The sequence below is a fragment of the Streptomyces sp. NBC_01431 genome (assembly GCF_036231355.1).
GTDB lineage: Bacteria > Actinomycetota > Actinomycetes > Streptomycetales > Streptomycetaceae > Streptomyces.
On record NZ_CP109496.1, the window covers coordinates 4199475 to 4214513 of the forward strand.

General features: G+C 71.4%; 14 protein-coding genes. 5 read left to right on the forward strand and 9 right to left on the reverse strand.

What is annotated here, in order from left to right:
- Position 1 precedes the first annotated feature (1 nt).
- A complete protein-coding gene (locus OG522_RS19290; RefSeq protein ID WP_329464224.1) occupies positions 2-1093 on the forward strand; it encodes an AI-2E family transporter in 1092 nt (363 codons plus the stop codon).
- Positions 1094-1239: 146 nt separating this feature from the next.
- On the opposite strand, the gene OG522_RS19295 is transcribed toward OG522_RS19290, so the two are convergent.
- On the reverse strand, positions 1240-3390 hold the full coding sequence (locus tag OG522_RS19295; protein ID WP_329464225.1) for a SpoIIE family protein phosphatase: 2151 nt from the start codon (positions 3388-3390) through the stop codon (positions 1240-1242).
- Between the two features lie 148 nt (positions 3391-3538).
- Between OG522_RS19295 and aspS the strand changes: the two genes are divergently transcribed.
- A complete protein-coding gene (aspS, locus tag OG522_RS19300) occupies positions 3539-5311 on the forward strand; it encodes an aspartate--tRNA ligase (RefSeq protein WP_329464226.1) in 1773 nt (590 codons plus the stop codon).
- 66 nt (positions 5312-5377) lie between these two features.
- Here aspS and OG522_RS19305 read toward each other — a convergent pair whose 3' ends face one another.
- Both OG522_RS19305 and OG522_RS19310 read right to left on the reverse strand, forming a co-directional pair.
- Positions 5378-5848, reverse strand: coding sequence for an NUDIX domain-containing protein (locus OG522_RS19305; RefSeq protein WP_329464227.1), 471 nt, complete (start codon positions 5846-5848; stop codon positions 5378-5380).
- A 4-nt stretch (positions 5849-5852) separates the two neighbouring features.
- Positions 5853-6593 carry a helix-turn-helix domain-containing protein gene (locus OG522_RS19310; RefSeq protein ID WP_329464228.1) on the reverse strand — a complete coding sequence of 247 codons (741 nt, stop codon included), beginning with the start codon at positions 6591-6593 and terminating at the stop codon, positions 5853-5855.
- Positions 6594-6703: 110 nt separating this feature from the next.
- Between OG522_RS19310 and OG522_RS19315 the strand changes: the two genes are divergently transcribed.
- The 3 genes from OG522_RS19315 to OG522_RS19325 all read left to right on the forward strand — a co-directional run bounded on the left by OG522_RS19315 (position 6704) and on the right by OG522_RS19325 (position 8053).
- Positions 6704-6904: a hypothetical protein gene (locus tag OG522_RS19315; RefSeq protein WP_329464229.1), complete on the forward strand. Its 201-nt coding sequence runs from the start codon at positions 6704-6706 to the stop codon at positions 6902-6904.
- Positions 6905-6990: 86 nt separating this feature from the next.
- Positions 6991-7326: a hypothetical protein gene (locus OG522_RS19320; protein WP_329464230.1), complete on the forward strand. Its 336-nt coding sequence runs from the start codon at positions 6991-6993 to the stop codon at positions 7324-7326.
- Positions 7327-7459: 133 nt separating this feature from the next.
- Positions 7460-8053, forward strand: coding sequence for an XRE family transcriptional regulator (locus OG522_RS19325; protein WP_329464231.1), 594 nt, complete (start codon positions 7460-7462; stop codon positions 8051-8053).
- Between the two features lie 66 nt (positions 8054-8119).
- Here OG522_RS19325 and OG522_RS19330 read toward each other — a convergent pair whose 3' ends face one another.
- The 6 genes from OG522_RS19330 to OG522_RS19355 are packed head-to-tail and all read right to left on the reverse strand — an operon-like array spanning position 8120 to position 15038.
- Entirely contained in the window at positions 8120-9424 is a 1305-nt protein-coding gene (locus tag OG522_RS19330) for an NADase-type glycan-binding domain-containing protein (RefSeq protein ID WP_329464232.1), read from the reverse strand.
- 3 nt (positions 9425-9427) lie between these two features.
- The gene (locus OG522_RS19335; RefSeq protein ID WP_329464233.1) at positions 9428-9994 is read right to left on the reverse strand and encodes a phage tail protein; all 567 of its coding nucleotides are present in this window, start codon (positions 9992-9994) and stop codon (positions 9428-9430) included.
- A complete protein-coding gene (locus tag OG522_RS19340) occupies positions 9991-11940 on the reverse strand; it encodes a putative baseplate assembly protein (protein WP_329464234.1) in 1950 nt (649 codons plus the stop codon). Before OG522_RS19340 ends, OG522_RS19335 begins: the two co-directional genes overlap by 4 nt.
- Complete coding sequence (locus OG522_RS19345; RefSeq protein WP_053724991.1) at positions 11940-12380, reverse strand: GPW/gp25 family protein; 441 nt, start codon at positions 12378-12380, stop codon at positions 11940-11942. The genes OG522_RS19340 and OG522_RS19345 overlap by 1 nt, the downstream gene beginning before the upstream one ends.
- 10 nt (positions 12381-12390) lie before the next feature.
- Positions 12391-14319, reverse strand: coding sequence for a VgrG-related protein (locus OG522_RS19350; protein ID WP_329464235.1), 1929 nt, complete (start codon positions 14317-14319; stop codon positions 12391-12393).
- Positions 14316-15038: a CIS tube protein gene (locus OG522_RS19355; protein ID WP_329464236.1), complete on the reverse strand. Its 723-nt coding sequence runs from the start codon at positions 15036-15038 to the stop codon at positions 14316-14318. Before OG522_RS19355 ends, OG522_RS19350 begins: the two co-directional genes overlap by 4 nt.
- Between the last annotated feature and the right edge of the window lies 1 nt (position 15039).

A 15039-nucleotide genomic window follows, 5' to 3' on the forward strand; every position in this document is an offset into this window, starting at 1 on the left:
GGTGGAGAAACCTCAGGCGCTGCTTCCCGAGGGGGCCCGGCGGGCCGCCGCCTGGTGTGTGGTCGTGCTGCTCGTCACCGGCGTCGCCGCCATCGCCGTCTGGCTGTGCATCGTCTTCAAGGCGGTGGTAACTCCCGTACTGCTAGCGCTACTTGGCACCGCTCTGCTGGGCCCGGTGCACCGCTGGCTGATCCGCGTGGGGGTCCGGCGGTCCATCGCCGCCGGGCTCACCTGCGTCGCACTCGTCGCGGTGGTCGGCGGCGCCGGATACATCGTCGTCAGCGCGCTCATCAACACCGGTGACCAGATCGTCGCCTCGCTCAAGCAGGCCGGGCACTGGGTGGCCGATCACCTCGGGGCGGCCGGCGGTGACGGGGTGACCAACATCGCCGACAACGCCAAGCAACTGCTGTCCAAGTTCGGGGCCGGGGCGGCCAGCGGGCTGCTCGAAGGGCTCAGCGTGCTCGGCTCGCTCATCGCCACCAGTGTGCTCGCGCTGCTGCTCACCTTCTTCTTCCTCAAGGACTCCGACCGGGCCGCCGACCTCGCGCACTCACTGGCCCCGCGCGGTACGGGTGACACCGTGGAGGCCATGGCGCGACGGGCCTTCGAGGCCGTCGAGGGGTTCATGCGCGGCACCACGATCATCGCGTTCATCGACGCCATCTGCATCACCGCCGGGCTGCTGATCCTGCGCGTGCCCGGCGCCGTCGGCCTCGGCGCGCTCGTCTTCATCGGCGCCTACATCCCCTACCTGGGGGCGTTCGTGTCGGGCGCGGTGGCGGTGCTGGTCGCGCTCGCCGACCGGGGGTTCGGGATCGCCCTGTGGACGGTCGGGGTGGTCCTCGCCGTGCAGCAGCTCGAAGGGCACATCCTCCAGCCCGTCATCCAGAGCCGCACCGTCCAGATGCACCCCGCGATGATCATGATCGCGCTGACGGCGGGCGCGAGCGTGGCCGGACTCGTCGGGATGCTGCTCGCGGTGCCGGTCGCGGCGGCCGGGTTCGGGGTGCTCGGCGAACTGCGCAGGCGCTACGCCCCCAACGGCCCGGCCCCCGCGAATCCGGCGGGCCCACCGCGACCCGCGCCGTAACGCGGGGCGAGCGGGGCGATCCGACGGGCTCGCGCGCCCCGCCGCCCCTTACCCGGCCGCCCCTTACCCGGCCGCGCCGGGCGGCCCGCCCCCACTGCCCAGGCGTCCCCGGCAGCCCGGCCGCCCCCGGCGACCGGCCACCCCACCTACCCCTCCACCTCCGGCGACCCCTCCGTTTCCCGCGAACCTCCCGCCCCCGCCTCGTGCAGCTCGAACCAGATGGACTTGCCGTCGCCCCTCGGGTCCACGCCCCACGCGTCCGCGAGCATCTGCATCAGGACCAGGCCCCGGCCGCTGGATGCCATTTCGCCGGGGCGGCGGCGGTGCGGGAGTTCGTCGCTGGCGTCGGCGACCTCGACGCGCAGGCGGCGGGTGCCCAGCGGGCCGCAGGCCTCCGCCACCAGCACCGCGTCGCCGTCGGTGTGGACGAGGACGTTGGTGATCATCTCCGAGATCATCAGGACCGCCGAGTCGACCTGCTCCTCGTCCGCCCAGTCGTGGAGGAGTTCGCGCAGCTGCCTGCGGGCGCCCGCGATGCGCTCGGGTTCGGCCTGGGCGACGGTCAGCGCGGTGCGGCGGATGGCGGTGGTCGTGGCGGGACCGGCGCCGCCGCCAGCGTTTCGGCGGAGCAGCAGCAGCGCGACGTCGTCCTCGCGGCGGTCCACCAGTGGACCCGTCGTGTAGTGCGAGGAGGGCCCGTGCACGGCCTGGACCAACTCGTCGGCGAGTTGCTCAAGGCCCTGGTCCGGGTCCTTCTCCAGGACGGGGCGCAGCCGGGTCCAGCCGCTGGCCATGTCGTGGCCCCCGGTCTCGATCAGGCCGTCCGTGCAGATCATGATCGTCTCGGTGGGTTCGAGGACGAGCCGGGTCGTGGGGTAGTCGGAGTCCGCCTCGATGCCGAGCGGGAGACCGCCCGCGGTGGGGCGTATCAGCGCGGTGCCGTCGGCGGTGCGGATCACCGGGTCGGGGTGGCCGGCCCGTGCGATGTCGAGGGTGCCGGTGGCCGGGTCGACCTCGATGTACAGGCAGGTGGCGAAGCGCGGCGCGTAGTCCTCGTGACCGTCGCCCGCCGGCTCGGGCACCCCGTACGACTCGGTGATCCCGTACAGGAAGCGGGAAGCGCGGGAGAGGACCGCGTCGGGGCGGTGGCCCTCGCTCGCGTACGCCCGCAGCGCGATGCGCAGCTGGCCCATCAGCCCGGCGGCCCGGACGTCATGGCCCTGTACGTCGCCGATGACCAGGGCGAAGCTGCCGGTCGGCAGCGGGATCATGTCATACCAGTCGCCGCCGACCTGGAGGCCGCCGCCGGTCGGGACGTAGCGGGCGGCGACCGTCATGCCGGGGATCTCGGGACCGAGCGTCGGCATCATCGAGCGTTGCAGGCCGAGCGAGAGTTCGCGTTCGTTCTCCGCCTCGCCCGCCCTGGCCAGGGCCTGCGCCAGCATGCGGGCCACCGTCGTCAGGACCGAGCGCTCGTCGGGGGTGAACGCCACCGGGTGCTTGAACGCCGCCATCCACGCCCCGATCGTCCGGCCGGCGACGATCAGCGGGACGAACGCCCACGACTGGCGGTCGAAGCGCTGCGCCATCGGCCAGGTGGCGGGGAAGCGGCGCCGGTACTCCTGTGGCGTCGGCAGGTAGATCGCTCGTCCGTTGCGCACGACATCGGCCGCCGGGTAGTCCATGTCGAGCGAGATCTCCGCGAAGGGCCCGTCGTCGCCGGGGTTGTGCCCGTGGTGCCCGATGATCGTCAGCCGCTCGCCCGCCACCCCGAACACCGCGAGGCCGTCCGGCGAGAACCCGGGCATGGAGAGCGAGGCGGCCACCCTCAACACCTCCGAGGTCGAGCGGGCCTCGGCGAGCGCGCGGCCGGCGTCCAGCAGGAACGCCTCGCGCGAGCGCCGCCAGTCGCCGGTGATCGAGGTCTGGGCGGCCGTGGTGCCCGGCTGCGGCTCGGCGACCTCCTGGAGGGTGCCGATCAGTACGTAGCTGTCGCCGCTGGCCAGCGGCTTGGAGCGGCTGCGTACGGTACGGAGTACCCGGCCGCTCTCGTCCATGATCCGCAGCCGGGCCTCGGCGAGGGTGCCCTCGGCGACGGCGAGATTGATGATGCCGTCGACCTCGTTCCAGTCGACGGGGTGAAAGCGCGAGCGCACGGCCCCCTCGGTCGTCGTCACCCGTTCCGCGGGCAGGCCGAGCAGCCGGGCGGCCTCGGCGTCGAGGGTGACCGTCCCGGATGCGTTGTCCCAGCGCCACAGGCCAGTCGCGATAGCGGCCAGGACGTCCTCTGTGCGCATTGCCCCACTTTATGAATGTTTGCTCCCTCGTCGCCACCGAGAGTGCCCGTTCCACCGGGCGGTAACCTGGACGGGTTGATTCCCGCCTGTCTCGCGAAGAATCTCGCGAAGTAGTCGCGACCACCGTTCGCGAAGAATTGGATGAACGATGCACCGGTACCGGTCCCACACCTGCGGCGAGCTCCGCGCCTCCGACGTCGGCAGCGACGTCCGGCTGAGCGGCTGGCTGCACAATCGCCGAGACCTGGGCGGCATTCTCTTCATCGACCTGCGGGACCACTACGGCATCACCCAGCTGGTCGCCCGGCCCGGCACGGCCGGCGCCGAGGCCCTGGACAAGCTGTCCAAGGAGACCGTCGTACGCGTCGACGGCAAGGTCGTCTCGCGCGGCACCGAGAACGTCAACGGTGAGCTCGCCACCGGCGAGATCGAGATCGAGGTCGGCGAGGTCGAGGTACTCGGCACCGCGAACCCGCTGCCCTTCACGATCAACGCCGACGACGGCGTGAACGAGGAGCGGCGCCTGGAGTACCGCTTCCTGGACCTGCGCCGCGAGCGCATGCACCGCAACATCATGCTGCGCTCGGCGGTCATCGCCTCCATCCGCTCCAAGATGGTCGCGCTCGGCTTCAACGAAATGGCGACCCCGATCCTGACGGCGACCTCCCCCGAGGGCGCCCGCGACTTCGTGGTCCCCTCCCGCCTGAACCCGGGCAAGTTCTACGCGCTGCCGCAGGCCCCGCAGCAGTTCAAGCAGCTCCTGATGATCTCCGGCTTCGACCGGTACTTCCAGATCGCGCCCTGCTTCCGTGACGAGGACGCCCGCGCCGACCGCTCGCCGGGCGAGTTCTACCAGCTCGACGTCGAGATGAGCTTCGTGGAGCAGGAAGACGTCTTCCGGCCCATCGAGAAGCTGATGACCGAGCTCTTCGAGGAGTTCGGCAACGGCCGCCACGTCACCTCGCCGTTCCCGCGGATCCCGTTCCGCGAGTCGATGCTGAAGTACGGCAACGACAAGCCCGACCTGCGCGCCAAGCTCGAACTCGTCGACATCACCGACGTGTTCGAGGGCTCGGAGTTCAAGGCGTTCGCCGGCAAGCACGTGCGCGCCCTGCCGGTGCCGGACGTCGCGTCGCAGTCGCGGAAGTTCTTCGACGGGCTCGGCGACTACGCCGTCTCGCTCGGCGCGAAGGGCCTGGCCTGGGTGCGCGTGGCCGAGGACGGTTCGCTCTCCGGCCCGATCGCCAAGTTCCTGACCGACGAGAACGTCAAGGTCCTCACCGAGCGCCTGGGCCTGGTCCCCGGGCACGCGGTGTTCTTCGGCGCGGGCGAGTTCGACGAGGTCTCCAAGATCATGTCGGGCGTCCGCGTCGAGGCCGCCAAGCGCGCCGGGCACTTCGAGGAGGGCGTCTTCCGGTTCTGCTGGATCGTCGACTTCCCGATGTACGAGAAGGACGAGGAGACCGGCAAGATCGACTTCTCGCACAACCCGTTCTCCATGCCGCAGGGCGGCCTGGAGGCCCTGGAGACCAAGGACCCGCTGGACGTCCTGGGCTGGCAGTACGACATCGTGTGCAACGGCATCGAGCTGTCCTCGGGCGCGATCCGGAACCACGAGCCCGAGATCATGTTCAAGGCGTTCGAGGTCGCGGGGTACGACCGGGAGACCGTGGAGCGCGAGTTCGGCGGCATGCTCAAGGCGTTCCGCCTCGGCGCCCCGCCGCACGGCGGCATCGCGCCCGGCGTCGACCGCATCGTGATGCTGCTCGCGGACGAGCCGAACATCCGCGAGACGATCGCGTTCCCGCTGAACGGCAACGCGCAGGACCTGATGATGGGCGCGCCGACGGAGCTGGACGAGTCCCGCCTGCGCGAACTGAACATCGCGCTTCGCAAGCCGGCGGCGGACAAGACGAAGTAGGGCCCCGCGCCCCTTCTCCAACCCCCCGGGCCGCAGCCGGGGGGTTGCGTCTTTCCGGCACCCGGCTCAGCCGAGGTACGGCTCGCAGCGATGCTCCAAGTAGTGCTGGATGCGCAGGCGTTGGGTGTGGTGCATGGGCAGGGCGTCGAGGTCGGCCGGCGCGACGAACCGCAGTTCCGTGCTCTCCTCGGAAAGGGCCGGCTCCCCACCGGTGATGCGGGCAGTGAAGCAGATATTGAACTGCCTTCGTACCTCGCCGTCGCTGTACTCGATGATGTGCCGGGGGTCCGTGTACGTGCCGACCAGTCCCGTGATCTCCACGTCGAGGCCGGTCTCCTCCTTGACCTCACGCACGGCCGTGCCGGGCAGCGAATCGCCCAGCTCCATCCCGCCACCGGGCAGGGCCCACAGGCCGCTGTCCCGACGCCTTTGCAGCAGGAGACGCCCCTCACCGTCGGCCACCACCGCAGACGCGGCCACGACCATGCTGTTGGGCGCGGGCGCCTGCGGATCGTCGTAGTACTCGGTCCGGGCCATCGGCTCATGCCTCCAGGGGGCGCGCTGTTTCCCACACAGCATGGAAACTGTCCGCGTAGGTGTCGAACATGCCGCCGGATTCATGGCGGCGAAGGTGCCACACGGGCGCACCGTATGCGTTCGTACCCCAGACGTGGGCATTGACCAACACTTGATCATCAGCCCGATAAAGGCTGTTGTAGAGCGTCGTGCCGTGCGTCCGGAGTTCGATGCCGGGCGTATCCGCCAACGGGTGGTAGTGCAGGAGGGCGAGGCGGCAGCGTGATTCGATGCCGTGCCCGAACTTCTCTTCCCGCCCTCTCTGCTGGATGTTCTCGCTGTCCGCATCACCGACCGCGATACGTATCGCGCACCCGTCGGCAGCCCGCTCCCGCAGGAGATCGTTCAGCCGGGGATACGCCTCGTGCAGGAACAGTGCCGCGTAGACCAGGACGTCGATGCGCTCGCGCGCTGCCGTGAGGAGGTTCACGAACACGGATACGGGAAGGTCCGCCCGCTGGTCGTACAGCGCGACCAGTTCCGGACTCACTGCCCGAGCGGCGCGTGCCTGACGGAGCGTCGGCCACAGGGTGTGAACGTCCTCGCCCAACGTCTCGGCCGCCTTGAGCGCGGTCGTCCGCCGTGGAGTGCGCCCGAGGTTGACCCACCGTTCCACGCTCTTCGGATCCACGCCCATCACCCTGGCCAGTGAGGCGTGCGTCCAGCCTCCGGACGCCATGACGGCCCTTAACCGCTCGTTCTGCATGGGGACGTTCTACAGGGTATGGGACGTCCCGAAGTGCCGAACGTACGAGGTTCCCTCGTCCTGATCACCAGCGCGACGATCGCCACACCAGCGGAGTGAAGGGGTGCAGGATGGTGTGGGGACTGTGGCAACAGGCCGAACAGCGTGATCCGTTCCCGGTGTACGACGCCGATCCGGCGGATCCGGACTGCGACGTGTGCGTGGCACTGGTTGCGCAGCGCACTGAGTGCTACTGGCTCCGGGACCTGTCCGGCGCCGTCGACTGCAACGTGGAGATCCGTCGGCACCCGCACGCAGGGGTGTACCGATGACCCGCGCTGGGCTCCGCTACGTCTCCCACACGAGCACGCTGGACGGACTGGGCCAGGCACGTTCCTCGCGCGTCGGGAATCCGAGCATGGGCGACATCGAGTACCGATGTACCGTCCGGGCCGCATTGCGGCTCGATGCGCGGCATGTCGAGATACTGATCAACTCTCACGGCACGCCATCGCCGGTCCTTGCCGCATCTTGGCTGGGTGCTCAAGTGCGCTGGTGCGTTGGCGCATTGGGCTCCCATGACCCTTCGGGTGGGCAGCTTCAGGCCTGGCTGGAGAACGACACCGCACAGTGGGCGTTGCTTGCCGCCCTGACGGCGGGCCAGAGCGCCCACGTACGGATCTGCCATGGCACGTCCACGGTCGAGCTGTGCGCACAGCGGGTGGTCAAGGCGCCGGCCGTGGTCACCCCCTGACTTCGGCCCTCCTGGACAAGGCCCAATCGCCTGCGCTGAGGGGGTATCCGTCAAGCAGGTGGAACGATGGCTCGGGGACGGTGAGTTGACCCCGCATGCCAGGAACCGCGCGGACGCCTGTCAGGTGTTGGGAGTGGATGAAGACGTGATCTGGCCGCGGGCGGTCAAGGACCGCATCAAGACGGGCGACGACCGTGAACTGGTCCACAGCTATCCCTACCGGTCCGCATGCCCTTCCACGGTCTGGGCCGAGGTGGTGGAACGCGCGGACTCGGACATCTTCCTGGCCGGGTACACCAATTACTTCTTCTGGACGCAGATCCCCGCGTTCGCGGATGTCGTGCGCCGGAAGGCCGAGTCCGGCTGCCGGGTCCGGTTCCTGCTCGGGGACCCTGGGGGACAGGTGACGCGGCAGCGGGAGGCCGTCGAGGACGTGGCTCTGAACGTGTCCACGCGGATTCGACTCACCCTGGAGAGCCTGACGCGACTTGCGGCCGTGGAGGGGCTGGAGGCACGGTTCAGTGCGCCTCTGGACGCAGTCAACCACGTGAGTCTGTCCGTGTTCAGGTTCGATGACGAAGCGCTGGTCACTCCGCATCTGGCACGGCTGGCCGGGCACGACTCGCCGCTCCTGCATCTGCGCCGCCGCGGCCCCGGCGGCATGTTCGACCGGTTCGCCGGGCATGCCGAGGAACTGTGGAGCAGGGGCGTGCCGGTCCCGCGGTGAGGGAGCCCGCCCCGCCCCGCCGTACCTCATCTGCGGCGCGGCGGGGCGGTTTTGCCGGGGCTGGGCTCAGTTCTTCGAGCGGCTGAAGAATTCCAGTTCGGCTATGGCCACCTGCTTGTCGGGGGCCGTGCCGAATGCCGAGCGCAGGATGAGGCGGACCGAGGCCGCGTCGCGTACGCGGACGTCGATGCGCTGGACGCCGCCGTCGTTGATGCTCTGGTGCGAGGTGTGCGCCTTGCCGCTGGAGTCGGTGACCACCAGGTCGAACTCCTGCGGGCGGGCCTGCTCCGACTGCTGGCCCGAGCGCTTCGAGGTGCCCGGCGTGATCAGCAGGGCAAGCAGGTCGGTCGGCTGGCCGAACGTCGCCTCCAGGTACTGGCCCGCCGAGTCGCCCTGAAGGCCGGTGCCCCACCACGTGTTGGAGTAGCTGTCGAAGGCCAGCTCCGGGCCGTGCTTGGGGTCCGAGTGCGAGGCCTTCCACGCCGTCGGGTGTACGGCGACGCGTTTGGCGAAGTGGTCCTGTACGGCGCGGGCCGCCGGGGGGCCGCCGAAGATGCCGCCCACGATCAGGCCCACAACCGCCAGGGTGATCAGCACCCTTGCGATCCAGCGCTTGCGGTCCCGGTACAGCGGGGGGCGCTGGCCGGCGTACGGGCCCTCCGCGTTGTCCGTGCGGCGGGGCGTGAGCGGGGTGGCGCAGCTGCGGCAGAAGTTGCGGTGCTGGTGGTTGGGCGTGCCGCAGGCCGGGCAGGGCGTGCCGTTTTCCGGGGCGGGGGCGGGAGCGGCCGTGCGGACGCGGGGGCGCGCTGCTTCCGGGCGGCCGGGCAGGACCGTTCCCGGCGCCTCGGGGGGCTGGGCGGGGGTGGGGTCCTGTACGGGTACGAGGAGGGCGCGGGCGGCGTCCGACGCGGTGGGCCTCGCCGTGGGGAGGGGGGTGGTGGTCGCCGCGGAGTCGTTCACCGCCGGGATGGGAGTCGTGGTGGCTTCCGGGGCCGCGGCAGCGGGGTGCGCCGAAGCCGGGGTCGCCGGTTCGGCCGGGTTGGCGGCCTCCGGCTCGGCAGCGTCGGGCGCGCCGGCCGCTGACGGGGTTCGTCCAGCGGCGGGTGCCGGGGCGTCAGGCTCCTCGGCCGGTGTGGCGGCCGCGCGGGACTCACCGGTAGGGGTGCCGCCCGCCTTGGACGTGGACGCGGGCCGGTGCTCATCGGCCGGGGCGGCCTCCGACGACGGCGTGGACGCGGACGCGTCCGGGGTCGGCGCGGTCGCCGACGGGGTCCAGCGGAGGAAGGCTCCGCAGGAGTCGCAGAAGGACTGGCCCGTGGCGCGGGCCGGGGTGCCGCAGTCGGGGCAGGGGACGGTGGCCGGGGTGGACATCTGTCAATTCCCTTCGGGATTCAGGGTTTTGCCGGTTACCTCGGCCGTGAAAGGGAGGTGGGCGGGGCGGGCTGCCGCCACCACCGCCTGGAGGCGGTGGGGGTCGATCGTGGACGGGTCGGGGACGGCGAGGACGACCCGCAGGGACGCGCGGGCGGCGCCGGGGAACGGGCCCAGCGGGCGGCCCGACCACGTCGCGCCGCCGCTCTCGATGATCTGAGGGGTCACCCCGAAGGCCAGTTGGACCGCGCGGGCCAGGCCCTGCGCGGTACCCCGCACCCGGTGCAGCGAGACCGCCGTCGCCACCGCGTGGCGGCGGATCTCCAGCGGCTCCGTGCCGTCGAGCTCCGTGCCGACCCAGCTGGTGAGCCAGTCCACGAAGTCCTCGGGGGCCAGCGCCGGGTCGAAGTAGGCCTCCAGGCAGTCGAGCACGTTGAACAGGGGGGCCAGCACCACGTCCAGGCCCTCGACGAAGCGCTGCGCGAAGTCGTCGTCCGCGTACACCGCGGGCAGCTGGCCGCCCAGTGGGTGCGAGGAGCCGAGGCCGGCGACGGATCCGCGGGTGCTCATCGGGCCTCGATGACGCGGACGCGGTGGTCGAAGGGGAAGAGGAGCGCGGAGGGGGCGAGTTCTATTCGGTCCGTCGCGTCGCCGCGACGGCCGGTCAGCGGGTCCGCGGGGTGCAGCAGCACCTCGTCCACCAGCTCCACGCCCGGCACCCGCTGGAGCGCCGCGAAGATCTCGCCCGCCCGCAGCGGGCGGCCGAAGGGCCAGCCGGTGCCGTGCGCGCCACCGGTCAGCGGGTCCAGGTAGGAGTAGAGGGCGTTGAGGGCATCGTCGCGTACGTGGTCGGCCTTCGCCGCGCGGAACGCGTGCAAGGTGGCGACCACCGTCACGCCCTGGTAGAACGGCGGGCCGACCGCGAGCCGGGTGCCCAGCGGGCGGCGGTCGTCCAGGAAGGACGTCACCCGGCCCAACAGCTCGTCGCCCGGCACGAGTTGCTCGAAGCGCAGCCGGCCACCCCGGTCGGGGACGGCCTGCGGGACGACCAGGACCCGTACCGCGTTGTCGCCGGACTCGGCCGCGTCCGCCGCCAGGCACGCGATGCGGGCGGTCTCGGGGGCGGCCCGGCGGGCCAGCTCCTCGTAGTCGCGGGCGGTCACCGCGCGTTCCTGGGCGCGCAGCGCGATCGGGGCGCGGGTCTTGGCCTCCTCGACCGTCTCGCCGTCGACCCCGCCGCGCGCCGCCTCCCGGTTCTCGACCCGCGCGATGTACGGGATGGAGCTGCGCAGCACCTGGATCGCGCCGCGGGCCACGTTGCCGGAGCGGCCGCCGCCGGTTCCGTAGCGGGAGGCCCGGATGGCCGCGCCCTTGACCGGGACGGCGCCGAACTGCCGCACCGATCCGTCGGGTTGGCGCACCGCCGGGCCGAACGCGATCTCTCCGGTCGCCGCGTCCAGGGTGAAGTGACGGTCGAAGGGGCCCGAGGCCGCGAAGTCGTCCACCGACTCCCACTCCTCCCACCCCTCGCCCGCCGACACTTCCAGGCGTACGCCGCCCACGACGGGCGCGTGGGCGAGCAGCAGCCGCTGGCCCGGGACGCCCTCGGAGTCGCCGAGGGACTCGTCGCGCACCGACTCGGCGTGCGAGACCTGGGTGGTACCGCCGATGGTGAAGCCCGATGCGCCGCGCACGGTCGGCGAGACGCTGTAGAACGGCTGGCCGGGGGCGGCCTCCACGACGCGGCAACGCAGCCAGCCCGCGTCCAGCCGGCCCGCCATCCGGGACACCGTGTGGCCGCCCGGCATGTGCAGGATGACCTCGCCGGGCCGGTTGAGGCCGCCGGTCGAGTCCTCGGCGACCTCGCACTCGACCCAGCCGTCGGCCGTCCACGCCTCCCACACCAGGGGCGGCTGGCGCGGGTCGACGCCGACGCCGTCGACGCGGCTCTCCAGACGCAGCGCGGCCGTGCAGTTCGGGATGGCCGCCGACAGGCCGAAGAGCAGCACGTCACCGGGGAGCGGCCCGGAGCTGAACACGGACACGTCGGTGTTGCCGAGCACGTCCTGCGAGCAGTCCTCGGGTCCGGCGCCGGCGGGCTGGCGCAGGACGTGGGTGAGGTGGCAGGGCACGATCGTCAGATCGTCCTCGGTCGCGAAGACCACCGCCTCCTCGGTCTCGGTCCGGCTGGTGGCGACCTCGGTGCCGGTGGGCAGCACCACCGGTTCCGACTGGGGCGCGGAGAGCCAGAACGTCACCGACGCGCGCGCGGCGGCCGGCGGGAACAGGGTCACGCCGAGCAGGTCGAGGAAGGCGAGCTGGTTCTTCTCGGGGACCCGGTTGAGCCGGTACACCAGCTGGTCGGCCATGTGCGCGACGGCTTCGATGAGGGTGACACCCGGGTCGGAGACGTTGTGGTCGCTCCACTCGGGGCAGCGCTGCTGGATGTAGCGCTTGGCGTCGTCGACGAACTGCTGGAAGCGGCGGTCGTCGAGATGGGGTGCGGGCAGGGCCATCAGTGTCGTTCGCTTTCGCCGGCCGTCGGGCCAGGCTGGTCGCCGCCCTCGGAGGGAATCACATAGAAGGGGAAGACGAGGCTGCGCGGGTTGTTGGTGCCGCGCACCGAGTACCGCACGTCGATGTGCAGCACCGTCGGCTCGTCGGGGGCCGGGGTCACCGTGACCTCCTCGACCTCGATTCTGGGCTCCCAGCGGTCGAGCGAGGTGCGCACCTCGTAGCGGATGCGCCCGGCGGTGGCGTCGTTGACGGGCGCGAACACCAGGTCGTGCACCGCGCAGCCGAACTCGGGACGCATGGGCCGTTCGCCCGGCGCGGTGGCGAGCACCAGGCGCATGGACTCCTCGATCTCGCGGTCGCGCCGGGCAAGGGCGATGCCACCACCCGGGTCGGTGCGCATCGGGAAGGCCCAGCCGGCCCCGACGAAGTGTTCGCTCATCTCAACTCTCCTAGACGATCGGCGCGCCGTTGACCAGCGGGGCCGCGGAGGTCAGCTCGATGGCGGCCGCTCCGCTGATGGCGACGGTCGCCGCGGTGATGCTGGCGTTGGCGATCGCCGTGATGGCCGCTTCGCCGGCCGCGTTGAGCGACACCGCGCCTCCCGCGGCGACGGACGCCTCGCCACCGGCCTTCACGTCGAAGGCGAGGCCCGCCTTGACGTTGACGGCCATGCCCGCGTCCATCTCGATGCCCGCGCCCGCCCGCAGGCTCAGACTGCCGCCGGCCTTCAGGGACAGGTTGCCGCCCGCCTCGATGTCGACGCTGCGCGTGCCCTTGATCTCGACGGTGCCGTCGCTGCTGATGGTGAGCGACGTACGGGCCTCGTTCAGCTGGATGTGCAGCCTGCCCTTGCCGGTGCGCAGCCGGATGCCGCTGGACATGCGGGCGGCGCCGCCCTCTTCGAGCAGCTCGACGGTGTGCCCGCTGCGGGCGGTCAGGGACCGCCAGTTGATCTGCCCGCTGGTCGGGTCGACGGCCGGGATGCTGTCGGGTTCGCGGGTGTTCTTGTCGATGCCGTTGTAGAGACCGGCGATGACGTAGGGGTGCTCAAGGGACCCCCGGTCGAAGGCGCACAGCACCTCGTCGTTGACGTCGGGGAGCACCAGCCCGCCGCCGCCCTTGCCGCCGAACTGCGCGATGCGGCACCAGTCGCTCTCGTACGTCTGGGACAGCCACGGAAAGCGCAGTCTGACCCGGCCGAGCTTCAGCGGGTCCTTGGTGTTGGTGACCAGGGCGATCGCCACGCCCGGCATCAGTGGCGCCTGGTCGGTTCCGCCCGCGGCGAGCCCGTACAGCGAACGGAACTGGCGGCCCGAGACGTTCAGCCAGGTGGTGAACTGCTCGCCGGACGCGAAGACATGGCGGACGCCGGTGGCCGTGTACTTGCCCTCGAAGGGGAAGCCCGCGCCCTTCACCGCGATCGGCACCCCGGGCTTCAGGGCCGGGTTGCCGGTGACGGCGACCTCCAGCTCCGCGAAGGCTCCGGTGACGTCGTCGGCGAGGGCGCGCGCGGCGTGCGTGACCTCGGACTGGGTGGTGTACGGGACCTGGGTGGCGGTGAGTTCCGCCGCTCCGAACGGCGTGGTGACGGTCGCCGGGGTGATGTCGGCGGCGATGTCCGGGCTGGTGACGGCCGGGACGGGCGCCTGGAGCTGCTGCTTGGTCCGCATGTCCCAGCCGCGCACCGTGACCTTCTTGACCTGCCCGGCCGCGGTCATCGCGACCCGGCTGTGCAGGGTGTTCGCCCCGAAGTCCAGGACGTACGGGCTCTGGGCGGCGGGGGTGGTGTCGGAGGGGGCGCCGGACGCGGGCTTGAGGGCGGCGAAGTCCAGCTTGCCCTCGTTGTCGAAGGACAGCCGTACGTCGTTCTCGGCCGCGAGCCGCGCCAGGAAGTCCCAGTCGGTGGTGTTGGGCTGGGTCGCCAGGTCGTACACCGTCGACGTCGAGTCGATCTTGCCGAGGGTGAGGCCGTTGAGCCCGGCGACGCGGCGCACGATGTCGGAGGCCGTCATGCTCGGGTAGCCCACGACACGGCGGTTGCGCAGCAGCCGGTGACCGGGGTCGTAGCCGCGGACCACGAGGTGGCGGCCGGTGCCGGGCTCGGCGTCGACCTCCAGCGCGGTGACCTCGCCGGTCAGCATCGGATCGCCGCGCCGGCCGTCGGTGAACGGGCTCAGAACGGCCTTCGCGCCGATCTTCAGCTGCGGGAACTTGGTGGTGAGCGTGCCGTCCTTGTCGCTGAAGGTCAGCTGGAAGGCGGAGGGCACGTTGACGGAGGCGTCCACCCAGCCCTCGATGAGCCGCACGGCCAGCGGGTCGGGCAGCACGGCGCCGTTGAGCTGGACGTGCAGGACGGTGGTGAAGGTCTTCTCGCTCACGCGGCCCCCTCGGAGGAAGCGGGCAGCAGCAGCTCGGTGCCGGGCCGCAGCCGCATCGGGTCGTCGATCTCGTTGGCCTCGGCGATCACCCGCCACTGGGTGGCGTCGCCGTACTCGCGCCAGGCGAGCGAGGCGAGCGTGTCCCCGGCGACCGTGCGGTGCACCCGGCGCGCCGAGAGTGCGCCCGAGGTCGGGTTCTGGCCCTTGGTGGAGGTCGCGATCTCGGTGAGCGCGAGCGTACAAGTGGCGCGCAGCGGCGTGCCGTTGGGGCTGAACAGGGTGTAGTGGGCGTTGACACTGGTGACGTATGCCGTGAACTGGACGGTCGAGAACGACCCCCAGCTGAACTTCACCCACGGCGGCGACGGCGCCTTCGCGCTCACGCTCTGCGAGGTCACCTCGCAGCACGACAGCAGCAGCTCCACCTGCTTCTGCACGGTGGTGGAGTTGGGCGTGCCCGACGCGTCGAGGAACACCTCCAGCTGGAGCGAGGCGGGCTGCGCGCCGGTGAACTTGGGCGGCGCGCCCCGGGTGTAGGCGACGGCCGGCGCGGTGTGCCAGCTCGCGGACCGGCCCAGCTGCACCTGCGACGGGTTGAACTGGAACTTGACCTCGCCGATCAGGCCGCCCATCGAACCGCCGAGGTCCGTGGGCGGCTGGTGGATGGCGAGGGTGGCGCGGGACAGCCCCGCGGCCTTGCCTCCGGTGGGAGCGGCCATG

Excerpts from the sequence above, each read along its gene's own strand:
- OG522_RS19295 (WP_329464225.1), bottom strand. The coding sequence starts at position 3,390 with ATGCGCACAGAGGACGTCCTGGCCGCTATCGCGACTGGCCTGTGGCGC.
- aspS (WP_329464226.1), top strand. The coding sequence starts at position 3,539 with ATGCACCGGTACCGGTCCCACACCTGCGGCGAGCTCCGCGCCTCCGAC.
- OG522_RS19305 (WP_329464227.1), bottom strand. The coding sequence starts at position 5,848 with ATGGCCCGGACCGAGTACTACGACGATCCGCAGGCGCCCGCGCCCAAC.
- OG522_RS19310 (WP_329464228.1), bottom strand. The coding sequence starts at position 6,593 with ATGCAGAACGAGCGGTTAAGGGCCGTCATGGCGTCCGGAGGCTGGACG.
- OG522_RS19315 (WP_329464229.1), top strand. The coding sequence starts at position 6,704 with ATGGTGTGGGGACTGTGGCAACAGGCCGAACAGCGTGATCCGTTCCCG.
- OG522_RS19320 (WP_329464230.1), top strand. The coding sequence starts at position 6,991 with ATGGGCGACATCGAGTACCGATGTACCGTCCGGGCCGCATTGCGGCTC.
- OG522_RS19330 (WP_329464232.1), bottom strand. The coding sequence starts at position 9,424 with ATGTCCACCCCGGCCACCGTCCCCTGCCCCGACTGCGGCACCCCGGCC.
- OG522_RS19335 (WP_329464233.1), bottom strand. The coding sequence starts at position 9,994 with ATGAGCACCCGCGGATCCGTCGCCGGCCTCGGCTCCTCGCACCCACTG.
- OG522_RS19340 (WP_329464234.1), bottom strand. The coding sequence starts at position 11,940 with ATGGCCCTGCCCGCACCCCATCTCGACGACCGCCGCTTCCAGCAGTTC.
- OG522_RS19345 (WP_053724991.1), bottom strand. The coding sequence starts at position 12,380 with ATGAGCGAACACTTCGTCGGGGCCGGCTGGGCCTTCCCGATGCGCACC.
- OG522_RS19355 (WP_329464236.1), bottom strand. The coding sequence starts at position 15,038 with ATGGCCGCTCCCACCGGAGGCAAGGCCGCGGGGCTGTCCCGCGCCACC.